28 protein-coding genes and 3 tRNA genes are annotated in these 19,302 nt (G+C 41.3%); 10 read left to right on the plus strand and 21 right to left on the minus strand.

Annotation, left to right across the window (positions count from 1 at the left end; all coding sequences use genetic code 11):
• Positions 1 to 20: 20 nt before the first annotated feature.
• On the minus strand, positions 21 to 857 hold the full coding sequence (gene tilS, locus LRM46_RS00745) for a tRNA lysidine(34) synthetase TilS (protein WP_243813181.1): 837 nt from the start codon (positions 855 to 857) through the stop codon (positions 21 to 23).
• A 74-nt stretch (positions 858 to 931) separates the two neighbouring features.
• On the opposite strand from tilS, the gene LRM46_RS00750 reads away from it, so the two are divergent.
• A tRNA-Met gene (locus LRM46_RS00750) sits at positions 932 to 1,008 on the plus strand.
• Between the two features lie 52 nt (positions 1,009 to 1,060).
• On the opposite strand, the gene LRM46_RS00755 is transcribed toward LRM46_RS00750, so the two are convergent.
• On the minus strand, positions 1,061 to 1,225 hold the full coding sequence (locus LRM46_RS00755) for a hypothetical protein (RefSeq protein WP_164999847.1): 165 nt from the start codon (positions 1,223 to 1,225) through the stop codon (positions 1,061 to 1,063).
• A gap of 141 nt (positions 1,226 to 1,366) precedes the next feature.
• Here LRM46_RS00755 and LRM46_RS00760 point away from each other — a divergent pair, with 141 nt between their 5' ends.
• The 4 genes from LRM46_RS00760 to LRM46_RS00775 all read left to right on the plus strand — a co-directional run bounded on the left by LRM46_RS00760 (position 1,367) and on the right by LRM46_RS00775 (position 3,870).
• Positions 1,367 to 2,104, plus strand: a complete 738-nt coding sequence (locus LRM46_RS00760) for a hypothetical protein (RefSeq protein ID WP_243813182.1) — start codon at positions 1,367 to 1,369, stop codon at positions 2,102 to 2,104.
• The gene (locus LRM46_RS00765) at positions 2,098 to 2,385 is read left to right on the plus strand and encodes a hypothetical protein (RefSeq protein WP_129631704.1); all 288 of its coding nucleotides are present in this window, start codon (positions 2,098 to 2,100) and stop codon (positions 2,383 to 2,385) included. The genes LRM46_RS00760 and LRM46_RS00765 overlap by 7 nt, the downstream gene beginning before the upstream one ends.
• An 8-nt stretch (positions 2,386 to 2,393) precedes the next feature.
• Positions 2,394 to 3,764 (plus strand): dihydrolipoyl dehydrogenase family protein, encoded by a 1,371-nt coding sequence (locus LRM46_RS00770; protein ID WP_243813183.1) that lies wholly within the window; start codon positions 2,394 to 2,396, stop codon positions 3,762 to 3,764.
• 30 nt (positions 3,765 to 3,794) lie between these two features.
• Positions 3,795 to 3,870 (plus strand) — tRNA-Ile (locus LRM46_RS00775).
• A gap of 217 nt (positions 3,871 to 4,087) precedes the next feature.
• Here LRM46_RS00775 and LRM46_RS00780 read toward each other — a convergent pair.
• The 7 genes from LRM46_RS00780 to LRM46_RS00810 are packed head-to-tail and all read right to left on the minus strand — an operon-like array spanning position 4,088 to position 8,594.
• Entirely contained in the window at positions 4,088 to 4,873 is a 786-nt protein-coding gene (locus LRM46_RS00780; RefSeq protein WP_243813184.1) for a 7-carboxy-7-deazaguanine synthase QueE, read from the minus strand.
• Position 4,874: 1 nt separating this feature from the next.
• Positions 4,875 to 5,318, minus strand: a complete 444-nt coding sequence (locus tag LRM46_RS00785; protein ID WP_243813185.1) for a 6-pyruvoyl trahydropterin synthase family protein — start codon at positions 5,316 to 5,318, stop codon at positions 4,875 to 4,877.
• A 3-nt stretch (positions 5,319 to 5,321) separates the two neighbouring features.
• Positions 5,322 to 5,915, minus strand: a complete 594-nt coding sequence (gene folE / locus LRM46_RS00790; RefSeq protein WP_243813186.1) for a GTP cyclohydrolase I — start codon at positions 5,913 to 5,915, stop codon at positions 5,322 to 5,324.
• Positions 5,879 to 6,427 carry a non-canonical purine NTP pyrophosphatase gene (locus tag LRM46_RS00795; protein WP_243813187.1) on the minus strand — a complete coding sequence of 183 codons (549 nt, stop codon included), beginning with the start codon at positions 6,425 to 6,427 and terminating at the stop codon, positions 5,879 to 5,881. Before LRM46_RS00795 ends, folE begins: the two co-directional genes overlap by 37 nt.
• A 12-nt stretch (positions 6,428 to 6,439) precedes the next feature.
• Positions 6,440 to 7,150, minus strand: coding sequence for a 7-cyano-7-deazaguanine synthase (locus LRM46_RS00800; protein WP_243813188.1), 711 nt, complete (start codon positions 7,148 to 7,150; stop codon positions 6,440 to 6,442).
• A complete protein-coding gene (tmk, locus tag LRM46_RS00805) occupies positions 7,147 to 7,827 on the minus strand; it encodes a dTMP kinase (protein WP_243813189.1) in 681 nt (226 codons plus the stop codon). The genes LRM46_RS00800 and tmk overlap by 4 nt, the downstream gene beginning before the upstream one ends.
• Complete coding sequence (locus tag LRM46_RS00810) at positions 7,824 to 8,594, minus strand: hypothetical protein (protein ID WP_243813190.1); 771 nt, start codon at positions 8,592 to 8,594, stop codon at positions 7,824 to 7,826. The genes tmk and LRM46_RS00810 overlap by 4 nt, the downstream gene beginning before the upstream one ends.
• 336 nt (positions 8,595 to 8,930) lie before the next feature.
• On the opposite strand from LRM46_RS00810, the gene LRM46_RS00815 reads away from it, so the two are divergent.
• Together LRM46_RS00815 and LRM46_RS00820 are read left to right on the plus strand one after the other, a co-directional pair.
• Positions 8,931 to 9,356: a hypothetical protein gene (locus LRM46_RS00815; protein WP_243813191.1), complete on the plus strand. Its 426-nt coding sequence runs from the start codon at positions 8,931 to 8,933 to the stop codon at positions 9,354 to 9,356.
• A gap of 43 nt (positions 9,357 to 9,399) precedes the next feature.
• Positions 9,400 to 9,476 (plus strand) — tRNA-Met (locus LRM46_RS00820).
• 378 nt (positions 9,477 to 9,854) lie between these two features.
• On the opposite strand, the gene LRM46_RS00825 is transcribed toward LRM46_RS00820, so the two are convergent.
• The 5 genes from LRM46_RS00825 to LRM46_RS00845 all read right to left on the minus strand — a co-directional run bounded on the left by LRM46_RS00825 (position 9,855) and on the right by LRM46_RS00845 (position 13,151).
• Positions 9,855 to 10,271, minus strand: coding sequence for a hypothetical protein (locus tag LRM46_RS00825; RefSeq protein WP_243813192.1), 417 nt, complete (start codon positions 10,269 to 10,271; stop codon positions 9,855 to 9,857).
• Between the two features lie 25 nt (positions 10,272 to 10,296).
• Positions 10,297 to 11,259: an ADP-ribosylglycohydrolase family protein gene (locus LRM46_RS00830; RefSeq protein WP_488192385.1), complete on the minus strand. Its 963-nt coding sequence runs from the start codon at positions 11,257 to 11,259 to the stop codon at positions 10,297 to 10,299.
• A 324-nt stretch (positions 11,260 to 11,583) separates the two neighbouring features.
• The gene (locus tag LRM46_RS00835; protein WP_243813194.1) at positions 11,584 to 12,075 is read right to left on the minus strand and encodes a hypothetical protein; all 492 of its coding nucleotides are present in this window, start codon (positions 12,073 to 12,075) and stop codon (positions 11,584 to 11,586) included.
• 136 nt (positions 12,076 to 12,211) lie between these two features.
• Positions 12,212 to 12,418, minus strand: coding sequence for a hypothetical protein (locus LRM46_RS00840; RefSeq protein WP_082001355.1), 207 nt, complete (start codon positions 12,416 to 12,418; stop codon positions 12,212 to 12,214).
• 67 nt (positions 12,419 to 12,485) lie between these two features.
• On the minus strand, positions 12,486 to 13,151 hold the full coding sequence (locus LRM46_RS00845; RefSeq protein WP_243813195.1) for a hypothetical protein: 666 nt from the start codon (positions 13,149 to 13,151) through the stop codon (positions 12,486 to 12,488).
• An 84-nt stretch (positions 13,152 to 13,235) separates the two neighbouring features.
• Between LRM46_RS00845 and LRM46_RS00850 the strand changes: the two genes are divergently transcribed.
• A complete protein-coding gene (locus LRM46_RS00850; RefSeq protein WP_243813196.1) occupies positions 13,236 to 14,486 on the plus strand; it encodes a UDP-N-acetylmuramate--L-alanine ligase in 1,251 nt (416 codons plus the stop codon).
• A gap of 3 nt (positions 14,487 to 14,489) precedes the next feature.
• Here LRM46_RS00850 and LRM46_RS00855 read toward each other — a convergent pair whose 3' ends face one another.
• Positions 14,490 to 14,837: a nucleoside triphosphate pyrophosphohydrolase family protein gene (locus tag LRM46_RS00855; protein ID WP_129637319.1), complete on the minus strand. Its 348-nt coding sequence runs from the start codon at positions 14,835 to 14,837 to the stop codon at positions 14,490 to 14,492.
• Between the two features lie 17 nt (positions 14,838 to 14,854).
• Complete coding sequence (trmB, locus tag LRM46_RS00860) at positions 14,855 to 15,496, minus strand: tRNA (guanosine(46)-N7)-methyltransferase TrmB (protein ID WP_129637321.1); 642 nt, start codon at positions 15,494 to 15,496, stop codon at positions 14,855 to 14,857.
• 24 nt (positions 15,497 to 15,520) lie between these two features.
• Here trmB and LRM46_RS00865 point away from each other — a divergent pair, with 24 nt between their 5' ends.
• The gene (locus LRM46_RS00865) at positions 15,521 to 16,423 is read left to right on the plus strand and encodes a mechanosensitive ion channel family protein (protein ID WP_243813197.1); all 903 of its coding nucleotides are present in this window, start codon (positions 15,521 to 15,523) and stop codon (positions 16,421 to 16,423) included.
• 3 nt (positions 16,424 to 16,426) lie between these two features.
• Here the strand turns inward: LRM46_RS00865 and LRM46_RS00870 are convergent, their stop codons facing one another.
• Genes LRM46_RS00870 through LRM46_RS00885 form a run of 4 tightly spaced genes read right to left on the minus strand, consistent with a single transcriptional unit; the run spans position 16,427 to position 17,857 of the window.
• Positions 16,427 to 16,771, minus strand: coding sequence for a hypothetical protein (locus tag LRM46_RS00870; RefSeq protein ID WP_243813198.1), 345 nt, complete (start codon positions 16,769 to 16,771; stop codon positions 16,427 to 16,429).
• On the minus strand, positions 16,764 to 17,306 hold the full coding sequence (locus LRM46_RS00875; RefSeq protein WP_243813199.1) for a hypothetical protein: 543 nt from the start codon (positions 17,304 to 17,306) through the stop codon (positions 16,764 to 16,766). The genes LRM46_RS00870 and LRM46_RS00875 overlap by 8 nt, the downstream gene beginning before the upstream one ends.
• 40 nt (positions 17,307 to 17,346) lie before the next feature.
• Positions 17,347 to 17,616 (minus strand): YtxH domain-containing protein, encoded by a 270-nt coding sequence (locus LRM46_RS00880; RefSeq protein WP_129743577.1) that lies wholly within the window; start codon positions 17,614 to 17,616, stop codon positions 17,347 to 17,349.
• 19 nt (positions 17,617 to 17,635) lie between these two features.
• Entirely contained in the window at positions 17,636 to 17,857 is a 222-nt protein-coding gene (locus tag LRM46_RS00885; protein WP_129636661.1) for a hypothetical protein, read from the minus strand.
• A 156-nt stretch (positions 17,858 to 18,013) separates the two neighbouring features.
• Between LRM46_RS00885 and LRM46_RS00890 the strand changes: the two genes are divergently transcribed.
• Positions 18,014 to 18,553, plus strand: coding sequence for a VIT1/CCC1 transporter family protein (locus tag LRM46_RS00890; protein WP_243813200.1), 540 nt, complete (start codon positions 18,014 to 18,016; stop codon positions 18,551 to 18,553).
• Here LRM46_RS00890 and LRM46_RS00895 read toward each other — a convergent pair.
• Complete coding sequence (locus LRM46_RS00895; protein WP_243813201.1) at positions 18,500 to 19,285, minus strand: N-formylglutamate amidohydrolase; 786 nt, start codon at positions 19,283 to 19,285, stop codon at positions 18,500 to 18,502. The genes LRM46_RS00890 and LRM46_RS00895 overlap by 54 nt on opposite strands.
• Positions 19,286 to 19,302: the final 17 nt, after the last annotated feature.

Genomic DNA, 19,302 nt, shown 5'->3' on the forward strand with positions numbered 1-19,302 from the left:
AATCCTTTCGCCTATACTAATCAAACTCTCTTTATTATAACACTTCTTAGCGTCAATTTCATCACAATGCCGCCGCCAACTTGCCAGCACGAGCCAGCTTTTCCAGTTTTTATAGCAATTAGCATACGCTCTAGTTGAGAACCTAGCAGTGACACATCATAATGTCGTAAAACGTAATAATATAGCAATTCTTGTGCGACATTATCATCTATCATCGTCAAAAAATACCGACGCAGGACTTCTCCATCAAATTCCTCTATTTCCTGCTCAATTTTCCCTCTTAATTCTCTTTGTTTTCGCCACGCCTCGTACACTCCAAGCTTCTGGTATTCATCAAGTTCACGATTTATCTTGCGCCTAAATTTATTCCTCTGATACAAGTCGCTTTGATTTGTCTCATCTTCACACCATTCCAATTTCTGGCGAATCGCATATTCATAAATTCTCTGCTTCGTCCAACCATTCATCGGCCTAACTATTTGACTATCACTCATCCCCGCCAAGCCTCGCCACCTGGAGCCACGCTTAAGATTCATCGCTACAGTTTCAATAATGTCATCTCGGTGATGCGCTGTCACTATCACGCCATCAAAATCCGTCGCCACGCCACGCAAAAATTCATACCGTCTTTGGCGCGCCAATTCTTCACTGGCATCAGCCCCCAGCTTTTCGCGCCGACAAACAAATTGTATTTTATATCTATCAGCTAAAGCCTCGACAAATCTAGCATCACTCGCCGAATCCTCACGAATTCCGTGGTCAAAATGAGCGACCACCAAATCTTTTTCCGTTCGCGACATCAAATCCAGCAAAACTACCGAATCAATCCCACCACTGACTGCGATAATATATCTCACATATCCATTATCTCACAATTTACCTAAAACGTATTTGGCAAATTTTATACTATCTGTTACAATCAATGCAGTGTGGCACCGTAGCTCAGCTGGTTAGAGCGCAGGACTCATAAGCCTGAGGTCGGTGGTTCGGGTCCACCCGGTGCTACCAGAAATTATCTTTTCCTCGTCAATACGACGGGGAATTTTTTATAGATACTGAATTAAATTAGCTCAAGCTCTTCAGATTGAACGCCGTCCAAAGCAGCCAATCGTCGCGACACAAAGCTATCCAATTCCCATGAATTACGCTGACGCTCCCACGTTGCTAAATCCTTTTTTCGGGTTACTTCTAAAAATTCAGCTAATTCACTGGTGTTGATTTCCATATTTTTTCCTTTTTTTGTGTTAATTATTTAACTGTTTTTATACTATCATAAATTTGACAAAAAAGCAATACCTTTTTCGGTCATTATTTACCTTTTCATTCCGCTTGTGGTACACTGGTAGGGAAGGATTTATACACAAAAATGACCCCCGTAACAATCTCGTCACTGGCCACCATAACTTTTGCAGCGATTATTCACGCTAGTTTTCAGCTTAGTGTCAGTGTTTTAACGTTACTTAGCGGACATTCAATTGGCAAAAAAACTACCCAGAGAAAAATTTTTCGTATGAGCAACAGTTTTGTATTTGGTGTTTCAACAATCACTCTGCTGCTCATTAGCTCCATTTCCTATTTCCTATCACTATTCATCCACCACGCCACCAGCGCAGAGCAACTCGTTGCCGCCGTCTCTTCGGGGATGATGTTTGGCTTAGGAATCGCAATTTGGGCATTTTACTTTCGACGACAACCAGGAACTTCATTATGGCTTCCACGCAATTTTGCAGAATATTTAAACAAGCGCACCAAAAAAACCAAAAATTCCATAGAAAGCTTTGCTCTGGGAATAATTAGCGTTATTGCAGAAATCATATTTATTATCGCGCCAATTATAGCCGCCAGTCTGGCTATTATCACCCTACCAAACCCCTTCTTGCAAATCATCAGCATAGCGATCTACGTCATTGTATCCACACTGCCGTTGTTTGTTGTTATCATATTAATCGGCAGCGGGCGCAGCATCTCTAATTTACAACGTTGGCGGGAAGACCATAAGAGATTTTTGCAATTCGCCAGCGGCGGTAGCTTATTAATTTTGGCAGCATTCCTATTTGTCGACCGCGTTATTGGCGTCATTAGCTACGGAGGCAATTTATGGTAAAGCCGGGTCAAATTGACGTCATCAAACAAGGAAAGCGACCGCCAGAGGAGTTCAGCCCAGACAAGCTCCACAATTCCATAATTGCCACCTGCCTAAGCGTTCGTACACCAGAGGGTCAAGCTCAAGACATCGCAAAAACCGTCACTCTGGGCGTTATGAATTGGTGCGAAACTCATCCAGAAATAACCTCTGCCGATATCCGCCGCCAAGCACAACGCATTATGAAAACTCTACATCCTGACGCAGCCTATTTATATAAAAATTATAAAACCATAATTTAGGAGATTTGATGTCGCAAAAACCAACTTTTGACTATGACTATATCGTAATTGGTAGTGGCGCTGGTGGCTCACCGGCAGCCAGTATATTAGCAAGTGCCGGAAAAAAAGTTGCTGTTGTAGAAAAATCAACATTCGGCGGGGAATCACCAAACTGGGGAGATGTGCCAACTGGATTTTTAACTCATGCTCTTAACGTTTATCAAACAGCCAAAGATGCTGCTAAATTTGGGTTGCGCACCAACTCGGTTGGGTATAATTACCCTTCTCTACTATCCTGGAAAGACAAAGTTATAAAGAGAACTGGAGCTGGCGGTAATCGCTATTATTACGAGAAGCAAGGCATTAGTGTTTTTGCTGGCAATGCGCATTTCTTGAGTCCGAATGAAATAGCCGTCAATCGTAGACATTTGTCCGCTCGCAAATTTCTCATTGCAACTGGATCTGATTGGCAAATTCCAGAAATACCTGGGTTAAGCGCCGTTTCTTATCACACTCCAAAAACTATTTTTAGCTTAAAGCGCCCACCAAAAACCATGTTCATTGTTGGCGCGGGAGCTACGGCACTAGAATTGGCGCACATCTTCTCCACCCTGGGAACAAAAGTTTACGTAGCAGAGAAATCGTCCAGAATATTATCAACATTTGACCCAGAAGTCAGTGCTTTGGTTACGAATGACGCAAAAAATCGCAACATTTCAATCTTAGCTCGCACTAAGATTATCGCCATCCAAAAATCGTCTATACAAAAGCGCGTCACTTTTCTGCAAGGGCGAATAGAGAAATCTGTACGCGTTGATGAGATTCTAATTGCCGACCAACAATTGCCTGCGACAGATTTAGGATTAGAGAACGCCGGCGTGAAATATACCGAAAATGGCATTTTGGTTAATTCTTCCCTGCAAACTTCCGCTCGGCATATTTTTGCCGCAGGAAATGTAACTGACGCCAATATCCAAACTCACACAGCTTTAGCGCAGAGTCGTATTGCGGCTCATAATTTGCTACATAATAATAAGATTAAATTCAATGATTCCCCACGATTACAAGTTGCATTTACTCAACCTGAAATAGCTCAAATTGGAATGAATGAATACGATTGTAAGGTGAAAGGAATAAGCGCAAAAATAGCAATTGTTCCACTCACGGCTACCGTACGCAGCAATATTACCGACCAGCGAATAGGTTTTGTGAAATTGATCGTTGATAAGAAGCGAGTTGTCGTAGGTGGAACGATAGTCGGACCGCACGCTAGCGATATGGCAGCCGAGCTAGCCCTGGCCGTTCGACATAAAATGACCAGCGAAGAACTAGCGTCCACGCCGCATTGTTTTACTTCTTGGTCAGAAGCCGTGCGAATTGCCGCCGGAAAACTTCTATAATTACCTCTGATGCGCTATAATAAGTCTCACGGGGGCGTAGCTCAGGGGTTAGAGCAGTCGGCTCATAACCGATTGGTCGCTGGTTCGATCCCAGCCGCCCCCACCATTTCAGAGTAAAAATCCAAACCCTCGCCTTCTTGGGCGATTTTACGCCCACGCTCGAACCTATTTGATCACAAAGTAGCTGCGCTGAAAAAGATCAGGGCAAAGCCCTGTTCGGCAAGTCGCCAGCGCCCCGACCCGCCGAAATTCTTTAAGTGAGGACTAAATGGATATTGTATATTGTATATATTGCGTATGGCTACAGAGTCGTGTTAATAATTTCAAGTTCTGCGTCTGTCCCCAAACCAAAATATTTGATTGCGCCTTATAGCAACCGCGCCAATACGAGACGCTATTAATTCAATAAGGCTATCTCTTGCCTCCAGCGTGTCACGACTAACGCCCTCACTCATCAGTAGTATTTTCTCTGGCAATATACTACATTCTCTTACTATTGTCTGTATTTCGCCTTCATCTTCAGGACTAGAGATGACAAACTTAAACCATGAATTGCTAAGATTGGATATAGCATGAAGTACTTCTGGTCTATATCTTGAACGGACTGAATTTCCGCTACTTGAAAGCTTTGGCGAGCAGTTAATCTGACAATTCTGCAATTCTACCCGTGGCACAATTGTACCATTGGTCTCAATTTCAAATTGCCATCCGTTCAGTAGTTTCAATAACTCTACAATTCTGTCTTGCTGCAGTAGAGGTTCTCCGCCAGTAATGACAAGCCTGGGTTCCGCTTCTGTACTGCCAAACGCCTCAAGCCACGCAGAGGAAATTTCTTCTGCAACCTCATGAGGTGGATTATTTTGGCGCTCTTTCCAAAATTCAGGTGTCGACCTGTCCCATGTATACCATGCATCACAGCGCCAGCCAATACCATCCTTACCGCAATGTAGGTTACAGTCTTGCAATCTCAAAAACACAGCTGGATACCCAGCTGTAACCCCTTCACCTTGTAAAGTTGCAAAAATACCATCGCCACTTATACTCAAAAAATCGCGACGCGCTCTATACGTATCTTTTTCCTCGACAGTAGGAATATATTTTTCTGTCATTTTAATCTCGAGACCATTTCGCACTACAATTTGGTGTTTCAAAAAGCGTAGCAGACTCCAAGGCAATGCCGGGTAGCTTGTTTTCAAATAGCTTCTGTAGGGTTATGGCGATATATTCAACAATACATTCAGCAGTAGGCACAAATGATGTCTTGATAAACTTAAGCTCTTTGTTATTCTTAGCAAAGTCTGACATAACATCGTCCTTATCCCAGTACATAAATGAATGATCTAGCTTGTCAACTATTTCTTCATTGATTAGCCCTTTGAGGTCTCCAAAGTCTAAAACCATGCCCTGGTCGGGTTTATCGTTTTTATTCTTTATATCGCCCGATATCTCGATAAGCAATCTATACCTGTGTCCATGTGGATTTTTACATAAGGACATATGATTAGTAACTCTGTGTCCCATATCCCATTCGAATTGTCTCGTAATACTTATCATTTATTACCTTTCTATCATACGCTGAAAGTGGCTGATATAATGTTTATATTTTTCAGCATCCCCGCGAATTACAACCGTTTCGGTCGTGCTACCAGGTTTGCACACCCCGCGGGTGCTCATACAAGTATGTTGCGCTACCATTCTAACTATTAGCAACTTAGGCTTCAATGTATCCTCGAGAAGGTCAGCAACCTGTTTTGTAAGTCTTTCTTGAACCTGTAGTCGTTTTCCGTAGGCATCTACTATACGCGCAAACTTTGATAGTCCTAAAATCTTATCGTCTGGCAAATAGGCCACGTCAACCTTGCCCATGAACGGCACCATATGATGCTCACATTGGCTACTAAAATCTATATCCCTTATGTATATAAGATCTGTATACCCATCGCTGTCAAAAACTTTTGCGAAATCATTAGGGTCTAGGCTATAACCACGAAGATTTTCATTTAATTGTTTAACAAACCTCTCTGGCGTATCAATTAAACCATCTCTGTTAATGTCTTCACCCTTCTCTGATAAATAATCTTTTATGGCGTCGATCAGTTTCGCCTCTGCTGAACTTATTTTTGCTGCAACCACTGTGCTAACTCCTTCCATACTACAGATATCATGTCGGTCTTTTCATCGTCACTCATCTCAGCTATCGTCTTGTTTGCGCCATCAACTTTGAAATATTTATCGTAGTCACGACCATTCTCGCCGCGTGGTTCGCTGAGTAATTCACCATGCACTTTGTACGTAAACGTCTTGATTTCTAGTCCATCTAGATACGTAACCGTACGCTGAGTGTATGCCCCTCTGTCATCTCTAAGCAATTTTACTATGTTTTCTATGCCAATAGTATCAAGTGCGTACTTCGTATAAACCCCTGGAAAACCTTTGAGGCTTTTGATGAACAGTCCAGAATCCATAACAACCAGTGGACTCTTTAGTAGTTCGTAGTATTTTTGAGCTTTATCAATGGACACTTCTTCTTGGCTATCTGATTGAATTTCCGGTACATCAGGTAGCTCCCTGTCGGGAGCTGTGAGTGTTAGACCCGCCCCCAATAATGCCTGGTTTGCTCCAGCTAATTTATATTTGTTGGTTGTGGCGTAGGTTATATTCATAAAGCCCCTCCTTTATTGAATTATTCTTTTCTTTGCCATGCAGCTCTTGCATAAAAAACATTCTTCATTACCACTAGTACAGGAGTAAGTATCGTCTAGGGGAAAATTATTGGACTGAGCCCATAATACTAAATCGTTTTTTGTCACGTAATCTTTGTGTGGAAATAGCCCAGGTATCATCAATGGTGACATTACCTGCCAATCCCAATCATTAGTATTGGAACAGACCATGATCGTATCAGCAACGAGGGACAATAGACTCATATCTGGATATTCCGACCCCTCAGGAAGCACCTTTTCTGCGCCTATTATCACCGTTCGTATAGTCTCCTTGAGTGAGGTGGCATATTGGACGGCGAGAGAGATTAGCATTATATTTCGCAAAGGCAACCCCTTTATTCGCACTTCTTCAGAACCCCAAGAATCGTATAGTTCTTTAGGTACAACCTCACAAGAAACCGTTTTGAGATCTTTAATATTTTCAGGATATAAGTTTCGTAAATAATTTATAATTTTTTGAGTTGCCTCTAATTCTCTTAATTCTGCTTTGGCACCTCTCTTTATATAGAGTGGATAAAGTATATTACCTAAATTTTTTATACAGAGCTCTGCTAAAACTGATGAGTCTATCCCGCCAGACATTAAGATAACGACAGGCTCGTTAACAGGCTGGCGAACAGACCAACCTCGCTTTGTGACCAGCATCTCATCGGCAGCGTTCACGATAAATCCCTCCTGTTAATAAACCGATTGATATGATGAGAGATTTCCTCTGATACTTCGTCTATAGATTTATCATTTACGTCAATAGGGTAAATTCTGTCGGGGCTTCTTTCTATGAGCCTACTATATCCCTGCTGAACAGATTGCATGAAAACGAGGTCTTGATCATTGAATATTATGCGCTCATTCGGGATGTCATCGTTAAGAGCTCTGCTTAGCGCTCTTTCTGGTGCAATATCAAGATAGATGGTCAAATCAGGCATGGCATGCCGAACACTGTAAACTCCCAACATCCAAGTTACATGCAAATCAATATCTACCTCAGGATAGGATTTCTGCAGATCTGGTAATGAGTATGCTATTGCAGTGTCAATATCTCTGTCAGCTACGACCACCCCGCCTTTTTCAAGGTGAGGGTTTATGATCTTTTCGTCAACATATAGTGTCCGTGCAGCACCTGCCAGTGCGTCGGTTATTGGGTACCTCCGCATCTCCTCATCTCGCTTAATAATTGACAGAAGTCGACCATCCAGCTCATCGCTATTTGTATTGTTTCTGCACGGCTTGATCATGGGGTTGAACCCTGAGTCTTGCAGATGGCTAACTACATGTCTAAGTTGCGTTGTTTTCCCAGCTCCATCTATTCCCTCAAGTGAGATCTTGAATCCTCGCCTCATTTTGCCGCCTCCTCCAAGGTCTTCATGTTATGCAACATAATTTTGTAAATATGCTTATCAAAATTTGCTGAAAAATCCACCTTAATCCTATCTTTTTTGTAACCGTCTGACGTTATTCTAGTGCCAGCACGAGCATTAACATACGCTGCGCTTGAATCACAAGATCTTATGAAATCATATTTAGATAGTCGGATAAGTTCTATATTGCCACTATCACCCAGTCCAAGTAAGTGATGTGCTTTATCTGCCACTAAATTTCTATTTATTAACTCGCGGACTATCTTTTCTCTTCCGAGAATTCCGTCTTCTGCAAACTTGTCATTATATATAGTACCGATACCAATAGTTGATACATAGTCAAGAGATGACATTATTCTGTACGACTCGATATACTCATCTATACTTTTCCCATGAGGAACGGCCATTAGTGACATATTAGACAGGTAATCTCTGTGCCTTGCAATAAAATCTTGCATAAGTTTCATAGTAGAGTTGTGATTGTACAGTGAGTCTGGCAGAACTATCTCATCTGGACTAACTTTAGAAATGGCCAACATTAAATCATTACTGTCGATAGATTCGCCGAGTTCAAAGGCCGAGTTATCAAGTATTAAAAAGCTACTTCTGATAGGTTTTGAGAATAGTTCTCGGTAGCTGACATCTTCTAGTACGAGATGAGCTAAACTCATCTGAATATCAAAGCGCACACCATCGGCAACTAAATTTTCTTGATATTCAGTTGGCATTATATGAGCTACCCGTATCATAGTTATGATTATAGCATACACATGTTGTGTGCAAATACTTATACTTTACATAGATGATATGATACTGTAAATACATATGGATATTTGTAGGTATTCATAAGACCTATACAATATCCATTTAGTCCTCACTTAAAGAATTTCGGCGGATCGGAGCGCGGGCGACCTGCTGAACAGGGCTTTGCCCTGATCTTTTTCAGCGCAACTACTTTGTGCTCAAATAGGTTCGAGCGTGGGCGTAAAATCGTACCAAAGTCTGAATTTGAATTTGATAATCATAAGATGAATATTTTTACTATTCCTGCTACAATATTATGTAGTAGATATTAAATTTGCAAAATGAACAAATTAAAACTCAAACGATTAATTTACAGAATACAACACGACTATTTAACCCTAAATAATGTCGTTATTGCTGCTGCGATTTTAATTGCTATGAGTTGGGCTTGGGGCTCCATTGAATCAATGCAAAAAAACTACGAATTGCAACGCTCTATTGACAACAAACGCCAACAAGTGGAAATAGAAAAATTGCAAGTCGCCTTGCTGGAATACGAATCAAAATATTATCAAAGCGAAGAGTATCAAGAATTGACTATTAGACAACGCACAGGAAAAGGTCTACCTGGCGAAAAACAGCTCATCACCCAATCTTTCGAAAGCGCCACGCCTGCCCAAAAACCTGCGTCGAGTGCGAAGCGAACGGATAGTAATTTTCAACAATGGATGAACTTTTTATTCGGTGGAAATAGTCATAAACGCTAGGGTGTTGCAATTATCGCCTCAAGCTGATATCATAACTATGTATCGCGGGGTAGAGCAGCCTGGTAGCTCGTTTGGCTCATAACCAAAAGGTCGTAGGTTCAAATCCTACCCCCGCCACCAAGAAAGGTTTTTCAGGCTCTGGAGAGCCTTTTTTGGTTGGTAGTATTCTGTAAAATGCACTGATTTCGCTGGTCCCAAACCTATGGTTTTTATAGTCATATATCAACCCCTGTGGGGAATAATATGCTTTGGAACCTTACCCTAGCGCCCGGCGAAGCCAGTACCCATTGTCTATCTACATCTCGCATAATCTCAAGAGCAACATCAATATCAGTCTCTAGTATTGCTTGCTGACGCTCTAGTCGCCGTAGCTTGTCGGCTATCATTGCCTTATCGTCATCATACGCATTTATTAGATCTGTTTTTCATACAACAATCCAAGCACAAAAAGTAGCGGTACTTAATATGATTTGCCTTGGTAAAAAACGATTCTAGGATTTATCTCTTAAGGAGAGATGCTTCTGCTTCAAGCTTACGAGATTCTTCGTCAAGGCGAGCCTGAGCAGAGTCTTTATTGTCATAGAATTCTGATTTTGTTTCAGCATAATTTCCCAAACCGAAGGGTTTATAATAGATAATTTGATATCGCTTATCATCTAACTTCCACAGCTCAAGCGAGGTGTATAGGTCGTGCTTTATTGCTCCACTCAGCCCTAACTTATGTCGTAAATACCACTCACTAATCAGCGTTCCTTTGGGGATATTTGAGTGGTGGTTAGTTCCTTCTTTGGCGGCTTTACCATTCTCAATAAGCGCCGCTAGGAATATTCCTTTCTCACTTGGATTAATATCCTTGTAGCTAAACTCTTTTGTGGCTAGTAGCTGCTGAGCTGTTTCTAATGTTGTTTTGTTCATATAGTCATTCTCTTCCTAATTTGTATTAAGTCACATCTTCCTCAAACCGTGTATACAGGACAGGGCAATCGTCCATTGCGGCTAGTTTATCTGCTAGTTCAATAATATCATTCCCTTGATAAACATCACGCCGCCATTCGTTCGGTATTGCATTAAGTCCGTAGTATGCACCAGCTAATTGCCCGTACACCGCCATAGTTGTATCGACGTCGCCGCCCAGACACATAACTGCCAACATTCCATCCTCAAATGTGTCATAGTTCATAAAACCCCATAAAGCTATCTGGAGGGTGTATACGACATAACCTGGCTTGTTTTTGAGCTTATCCGTCTCGACTCTCTCTTTGATCTTGTTCAGCAGTTGGTCGTAGTGTATACCGGTACTATACTCACTAACATCTATAATATCTGCTTTGTTTTTTAGATGGATAGCGTTATGTAGTATGGCAGCAAAGACTGAAGCAGCAGCTTCGGCCTCATAGGAGTAATGCGTTTCTCTAGCAGAGACTTGAGCAAGTCGTATCACGTCACGGATATCTCGTTTACCGTAGGCAGCTATCACGACTGGCGCGAGGCGCATTACGACACCGTTGCCAGCACCATCGCTCCGATTCATCGTTTTGTGAACAATAGCGTAACCGCTAGCGTACATATCCAGCATGATAAGCGTCTGCATGCCGATACCCTCGCCATAATCAAAATACGAGCGGTAGCCCTCTGATTGCCATTTGCAATACTTATCCATAACGTTCCAAGAATCATAGCCGCCACACTCCAGTAAACTATCTGCTAAACATAATGCCATAGAAGTGTCGTCTGTCCAGACGCCACGAGGAAAGTGTGCCTCATCGTGCATATGACGCAATTCTTCTATACGACCAGCAATCTCATCACTTGTGTAACCGTGTTCAATAGGAGCACCGAGGGCATCGCCTATAGCTAAGCCGAGTAACATACCCTGGAGCTGTGCTTGAGAGCTTTTCTTCATTATTTTGATTATATCGTCAATCTCCTAAATAAGCGACCTCAATTAGCCCTTTGTGGCAATCTTAGCCTAACCCAACCGCGACATTTAGTGCTGATTTATGAATTTATCAGGCTGGATAACGTAAAAGTAGTCAAGAGGATAATTTATTGATATTAACACATTCTGTTACGATATACTTTAATGGTGGTTGGGTATCTTTATTGAAGGGGTGGTCGCCTCTATTAAGCGTCTCCAGCTCAGAATCTCGCTACAGATATGGTTCCAATGTAGATGCACTTGGGCCACCAAGAAAAATCCCTCTTCATTCAGAAGGGGGCTTTTTCTTTACGCATTATTATCTATGCAGCCCTTATTCCAACCTGAACGTTTCTTGCCTGCTTTAGTCAGAGATGTGGCTGTGCGAACTTTTTTATAATCCAAAACATCACTTAGGACAGCCCCTCCTAATTTACCATACAGTTCACAATCAAGCTTAAGTGGACATGCTTCACAAGCATTTATAGCAAGCCTGCCAACTTCAGAAATATCACTACCCCTGTTTCTTTCTATGCGACGAGCTCGATCATAGTCGCCACGACCTCTATGACGTTCGGCAAAGCCAGCACGACGACGAATCCTGCCGAAAAGATCACACATCTCAACTATAATTCTATTTCTCTTCGTAAAATCTTCATCACTATAACTATTTGCATCAGGAACAAAATCTTCGCCTAAATAATCCAACGGCACAACATTACCGTCCGAATCAACAACATCAATAACGCCCGCTCTGTTTGGCCTAGCAAGCTCCAACACTTCAACCGTCTTCGACTTCATATAGTAACTGTTATACCACAATATCCACAAATAATCAACCCCACAAAAAACTCCCCTGCTTTTTACAGAGGAGTTATGGCACCTGTTTGTTTGGTTATACTATATCACCAAACGCGCTTATGGTGCAAGCAAAGGACTATTTTTTCTTAGAAATTGTCAAAAAGCCGTTGCGTGGGTTTTCTTTCACAATACGATCTTCTGGTAGATCACATGGTGTACCCTTTTCATTCTTCTCAACCTTAGCGAAGAAGTAAATAGTTTGAGTCTTGCCGCCGCGCAAAGTTACGTCAGTCTTGTGCAAGTAATATGTGATGCCCTTTGAGTTGGTATGTTTATAAGCCATTTGGTTATATACCTCCTATTAATGATATACCTATATAGATTACTATCTCTATATCACCCCTGTCAAGCTAAAAAAGCTTATTTCGTCGTCTAATCATCAACTTTAACATCCCCAGAACAACCAACCTCATTACGATAATCATGGCAATAAATATCGTCACCAGCAAAGACCACCCCGCATAATCAGCTGACCATATCGGCGAGACGAAAGTGTGATAATACGGCTCGGTTGAAGGCGCTTCAAACTGCAGGTTAGTGGCTTTCGCGGCAGGATATTTCGCCCACTCCTCGTTAATACAATTGATATACCTCGGATCCGCCTGTGTCGTAAATCGGCCGTAACCGCCCTGCTGCGCCCTAGTATCACAAACAGCCCTAACCTTCGACACAGTATCATTGTTAGACTGATTTTTTATCTCCTCCTCGAACTCTTTCAGCTTCCGGTCATACATTTGTTTATACGTATGATCCAGTGCAATCTTCCCTGGATCTGCGTTCATATGCGTAGATACATAACGCTGCAAATCGTATAGTCGCTGCTGAAGATTGACTATATCTCCAGCCTTATCTGCATGCTCCACAGATTCTCGTCGCTCGACCATACCAACATTATTCAACCTCAAAAAAGTTGCCGAAATAAAACCAGACATAATCAATAAAATAACCAACTGCCAAGTCTTAATCTGACTGAGTCGCTTAATTCTGAATTTGGTTTTCTTCTTGTCTATAGCCATCCCACCACCTTCTCTATGATTTTAGTATAGCAAATTATCCCAATGGCGTGAATATTACTGCCACTGCGGTGGTATAATATTTGTATGCGAATTTATTTTTCAGGAATCGGCGGCGTTGGTATCGGACCGCTGAGTAGAATTGCCTTAGAGGCTGGATATGACGTTTGCGGCTCCGACAGATCACCAAGTCTTATCACAAACGAATTAGAATCAGCCGGAATTCCTATTTCTTTTGACCAATCTGGCGCGTTCTTGCAATCAGAGCACGATAAATCACCGTTTGATTGGTTTATTTACACCGCTGCTTTACCAGAAAATCACCCAGAATTAGTCTTGGCGCGAAAATTAGGCATAAAAACCAGCAAGCGCGACGAATTGCTGGCGCAAATAATCGCCGATAAAAACCTGAAACTTATCGCGGTCGCTGGCACCCACGGAAAAACCACAACAACAAGCCTGCTAGTCTGGACAATGGAGCAATTGCAAATTCCTGTCAGTTATTCAGTAGGTTCGACTTTAAGCTTTGGACCGAGCGGAACATTTGATAAAAATAGCCAATTTTTCGTATACGAGTGTGATGAATTTGACCGCAACTTTTTGCATTTTTCTCCAGAAATCAGCCTTATCGCATCTGTTGATTACGACCATCCAGACACATATCCAACAAAAGAATCTTACTTAGACGCCTTCCGTGAATTCGGTGAAAAATCTAAAAAAGTTATCGCGTGGCAAGAAAATTCCGCCATATTTGATGAGAAAAATCTAACAATCTTGTACGACTCCAACAAAAACATCACTCTGCCCGGCGAGCACAACCGAAAGAACGCTACTTTGGTGATCGAAGCTTTGAGGCATATGGGAGTGGACGCGGAGGAGTCAGAAATATACCAAGCAATAAACTCTTTCCCCGGCTCAGGACGACGTTTTGAAAAGCTCGCCGAAAATCTATACTCTGACTATGGACATCACCCAGTTGAAATTCAAGCAACATTACAGATGGCTAAGGAGTTGTCAAACGATGTAGTTCTGGTTTATCAGCCACACCAAAATGTTCGCCAGCACGAAATAATAGACCGATACACTGACAATATTTTCCATGATGCCAATGAAATTTACTGGCTGCCGACTTACTTAACGAGGGAGAATCCAGATTTGCCAACCTTGACGCCACAACAACTTGCCAAAAATATCGACAAAGAAAAAGTTCATTTTGCCGAATTAGACGATAATTTATGGCAAGAAATAACCGCAGCAAGGAACTCTGGCAAGCTCGTCCTGTGTATGGGCGCTGGTACAATCGACGGATGGATTCGCGAGCAATTAGCTAAAAATTAGCGATCATCGATCATCGCCGCTGCCGTGAATCTTCCCCCGACTCTGACGGCTGAGCAGTTTATCATTATTTCTGCGAGCCACTTCCTCTAAACTACAACCAAGCAAATGCGCTATAGAATTGACATACCAAAGCACGTCACCGAGCTCTTTTATTATTGCGTCGCGATCATTCTCCGAGATATCGCCATTTTTATCACGTAAAATTTTCTTAAACTTCTCCATCACTTCACCAGATTCACCACTTAATCCCAATATCTGTGCCATCAATCTCGCGTCAACATCACCATATTTATGAGAATCTTTATCTGTTAAGGTAGAAATTGCTTTAGTTGAGTAGTCGTTAAATTGCATAATATTCCTTTCATTTATTAGCGGGTAGTTCTTACGAAATTAATAGTTTTTCCTTCGCCAATCCACCTTTGCTCGTAAGTCGTCATTATTTTATATTCGTCATTTAGCGCTGATTCATGAAGATCAAAACTCAACTCTTTAATTTGCCATTTTTCTGCCACCAATTGCTCCAAGCTCCAGCAGAAAAAAATGTGATCGTCGTGTTTAATTAATAAAGATCCGTCCGATTTTAGCAATGAAGAATACTTCTTCAAAAAATTAGGATGAGTCAAGCGGCGCCCAGCGCTATGCTTCCTCGGGAACGGATCAGGAAATGTTACCCAAATTTGCTCCAAAGAATTCTGCTCTACTAATTGGTCTATTTGATCAGCCCGCGCCCGAACAAAAAACACATTCTCCAGCCCTTTTTCTTCAGCAATTTTCGCACCCTTTTGTAATCGATCACCTTTTACGTCGATTGCTAAAAAGGTCTTTTCAGGATGACGCAATGCAAGCTCCACGCTGAATAGTCCAGTTCCAGCACCGATTTCCAGACAATTCACTTCCCGCTTCATCCACTCGTCAAATTCAAAGCATAGAGGTGAATTGTGGAATAAAGCGAATTTATACTTCTTTCGTTTTCTGGTGATAATAAATTGATTCGGATCGACAAAACTCATATTTTCTATTATACTAAATCAATAATGGATAAGCTTATAAAACAGTTCTTAGATTCTTCTACGTTAGGTCAATGGCTGCATGGCAATAACATTGGCTGGTTAATTAGTGAGCGCATTATCGACACAGTCAGCATTATTATCGGCTCTGTTTTTGTTTATTTTCTGGGGAAATATTTATTATCTTGGACTATCCATTATTCTATACGCTCCACCGCTAAACATCGTTCCTGGCACCGTAAAGACATAGAAAAGCGCGAAAAAACTCTCATCCAATTAACCCGAAGTTTCTGGCAAATCATAATAATTTTCTATGTCGCCGCAATTGTCGCCAATAAACTATTTCTATTTGATTTATCGCCGCTATTCGCTAGTGCTGGCATAATCGGTGTGGCATTAGGATTTGGCGCTCAATCGCTCGTTAAGGACTTCTTGTCTGGTATTTTCATCATCGCCGAAAATCAATATCGTGTTGGCGATGTTGTTGACGTAATGGGAGCCGCTGGAACCGTCGAGAGAGTCGGCACTCGCACTACTGTTATACGAGATTCTGAGGGCAATGTTCATTATGTTCCGAATGGCACGATTCAGCATATTATCAATAAAACTATGGGCTATAGTATGTCGCGCTTCAGCATTTATATCGACCCAAGTTCTGACATTTCTGCAGTTACAGACATCATTAACGCTACTGGTCAAGAATTGGCTAAAGAAAAGGCTTGGCAAAAGAAAATTATCGATCCGCCTAAATTCGTTTCCGTTGGCGATATTACTGGACGAGGAACAGAATTGATCATTGCCGGAAAAACTCAGCCATCCGATCAGTGGTCTGTTACCTCTGAAATGCGACATCGATTACTACAAAACTTTGATCGCGAAGGAGTTCTTCTGGCGACTCTACCAACTCCAACCTCAATAACCAGAAGATAAAGATTAATTATTAGACAAACCCAATTCTTTATCGCTCAACACATCATTAGAAAACGCTTTGATTTTATTAACGCTCTCTACTTCTTTATCATAAATTCCCAAAAATTCCTTCAATGTATCCTTATTTACTGTGCCTTGCGCGTCAAATTCGTGACTTTTTTCATTCGCATCCTTGCTAATTTGCTTGCGGCGAGAAGCGTATTCTGGGCGACTCAAATCCAATCGATAAGCGTCAGTCTTGTAATACATAAACATCGCAATCGATACTAGTAAAATCGAAACCGCAATAGTCAGCCCAATAAATGTAGCAAATTTATAGCTACGAAATAATTCCTTAGCCCTATTCATTAGAACCTCCAGACAGCGAATTTTTAATAACTTGCACTTCTTCTTTATATCTCACTAACAATTCATCCAATATCTTCACGTCCTCAGAAAGTTTATTACGAGCCTCGCGAGCGACGGTCAATTTTTGATAATAGTCCGCCACATTATTAGAGCAATTTGCGCGCTGAAGATCGGTCATCGCAGTATCGTAATCGTTGTAATTGCTATTAAACTTAAGTCTCGTCGACTCGAATTCATTAGTAATGTTCACTAACTTTGAGCTGTCCAGCTTATTGATTGCCAATCGACCGTTCAGCCTGGCCATAAGTTTGGTAGAAATAGAATTATATCTTTGTCCAACGTTAACCCTAGTTAGAGCGTCATTGGTGTGGATATTTTTAATAGCAACTCTTACAGAACTACAGTTTCGATTAAGCGTTTTTATAATCTCAGAATCAGCCGCAGCATCGACAGACTGAGCCTCAACTGCCCGTGGCGTCACTAACAAACTAGAAGTAATCAAAAAAGACGCGAGATAGAAAGTAACTTTTTTCATCACTTATATTATCTCACGTCTTCTTGAATAGAGTCAAATATTACTTGAAACGTTTTTCGACGTTACCCTTAACGTCTTTTGCGGTTTCTGCTACAGCATCTCCAACTTTCTGAGAACCAGCTTTTAACGAGCTTAAACTGTCTTTTGCTGCGGCAGTCGCTTTGCAAGCTACCTTTTCAGTGTCGGCTTTCAATTTTACAGCCTTATCCTTCAAGTCTTTCCTTGTTTCCTTGCCACTCTTTGGTGCAGTTAAAATTCCAGCTGTAAAACCTGCTGCTACCGCTCCGATAATTGCTAAAACTTTTTTCATATATTTACTCCTTTTTTAATTATTTTTTACGAAATAAACCTGATATTTCACTAAAAACTTTTGTTGGCGACAACCATTCGGTTGCACTAGCTACGTTAGTTGTAATTTTACTAACGCTTTTCATGACCGTATTAAGTCTTACCAACAAGGCGATGACCACTGCCAGTAGCGTTACGATAATAACCGACAACAATCCTACGATGATTGATAATAAAACGATGGCTGTTTGGATATCTTCCACGCTTTACCTTTCTGCAAAAGTTTATATTTGTTATGTTTATTTTAGCATGCTTGTTAAATTGTTTGTATTAGATAATCTAACTATTTCACTATAGCATAAGCTTATTAAATTGTCAATAGAGGTGTCTGCTAATCGTTAATAATATGATAAACTGGTATGGTTATGCGAGATTTTTTCAAACGATATATACCGGAATTTGTTTATGGCGCGGTCGACGGCACAGTAACAACATTTGCAGTCGTGGCGGCTTCAGCTGGAGCTGGAATATCCAGTTCGGTCATTCTTATATTAGGAATTGCTAATTTAATAGCCGACGGATTCTCAATGGGTTCTAGTGCATATTTGGCAGCCAGCGCCGAACACGAAGAATCTGTGCGCGACACCCAAAAACGCTCATCCCCAAAGATCATAGGCGCAGTAACATTCTTAGCTTTCGTGGTGATCGGTAGCGTACCAGTATTGCCATATTTGATTGACGTAATTGCAAACTTAAAAGCGCCAAACACGGTATTATTCTATGTTAGCTCAGCGCTAACTGCGGCAACGTTCTTAGCAATCGGCTTTATCAAAGGTAAAGTCAGCAAACAATCACCTTGGCAGTCTGCAGGCATCACGTTACTTCTTGGGGCAATTGCGGCGGGACTAGCCTACTTTGCGGGCGACATTTTGGCGGCATGGCTGGGGATTAGGATTTAGGTTTTTTGCGATAAAATTTATTATTTTATCTATATTACACACAGCCTTTTCGCTTACCGTATCACCATTCAAATAAACGCGCCTATTAATTTCCAACATCACCGAATGTATCTTCGGATTTTCATCGTGATAAAATTCCATCGGAACCAGCGCCCCAGAATACGGATAATTTAACTCACAACTATATCCCATTTTTTCAATATATGTTTTTAATTTTGATGCATTGTCTTTGCTGAGCCATTTTTCATCATAGCCAAGGCAAATATCTGGTAAATTATCCGTCCAGCCAAACAATCTTCGCACCAATTCATCACTATAACTATGAATATCAATAATCACACACGAGCCATATTGATCAACAATTTTCCTACTCAATGCGTTTAGTTGTTTGTGATGTAAGTCGTATGATTTGCCCAAAATTTCCTCCCGACGAGATGATCCTATTTTGCGATATTGCGTACCGTCAGATAAACGTGTATAAGTCGCCCCCATACCCAGCTTAGCCATCGACTCAGCTTCGTCATCACGAAACCTCTCAACATCACAATATAGTCGCGAATATTTAGCTATAATTTTATGGCTATCTATATTTTTAACAAGCTCATCAACTTTATAATCAGCAATGAAACGCAATTCCCTCTCGATAATCTCTTTATCTACCGTAATATCACGCCAAAAATCGGTCGGTAGATGCAGCGAGGCATGAGGAATGTGAAGAATAATATTATCCATCACCCTACAAGTATCTC

It is taken from the genome of Candidatus Nanosynbacter sp. HMT-352, assembly GCF_022819345.1.
In the GTDB taxonomy this organism is placed as follows: domain Bacteria; phylum Patescibacteriota; class Saccharimonadia; order Saccharimonadales; family Saccharimonadaceae; genus Nanosynbacter.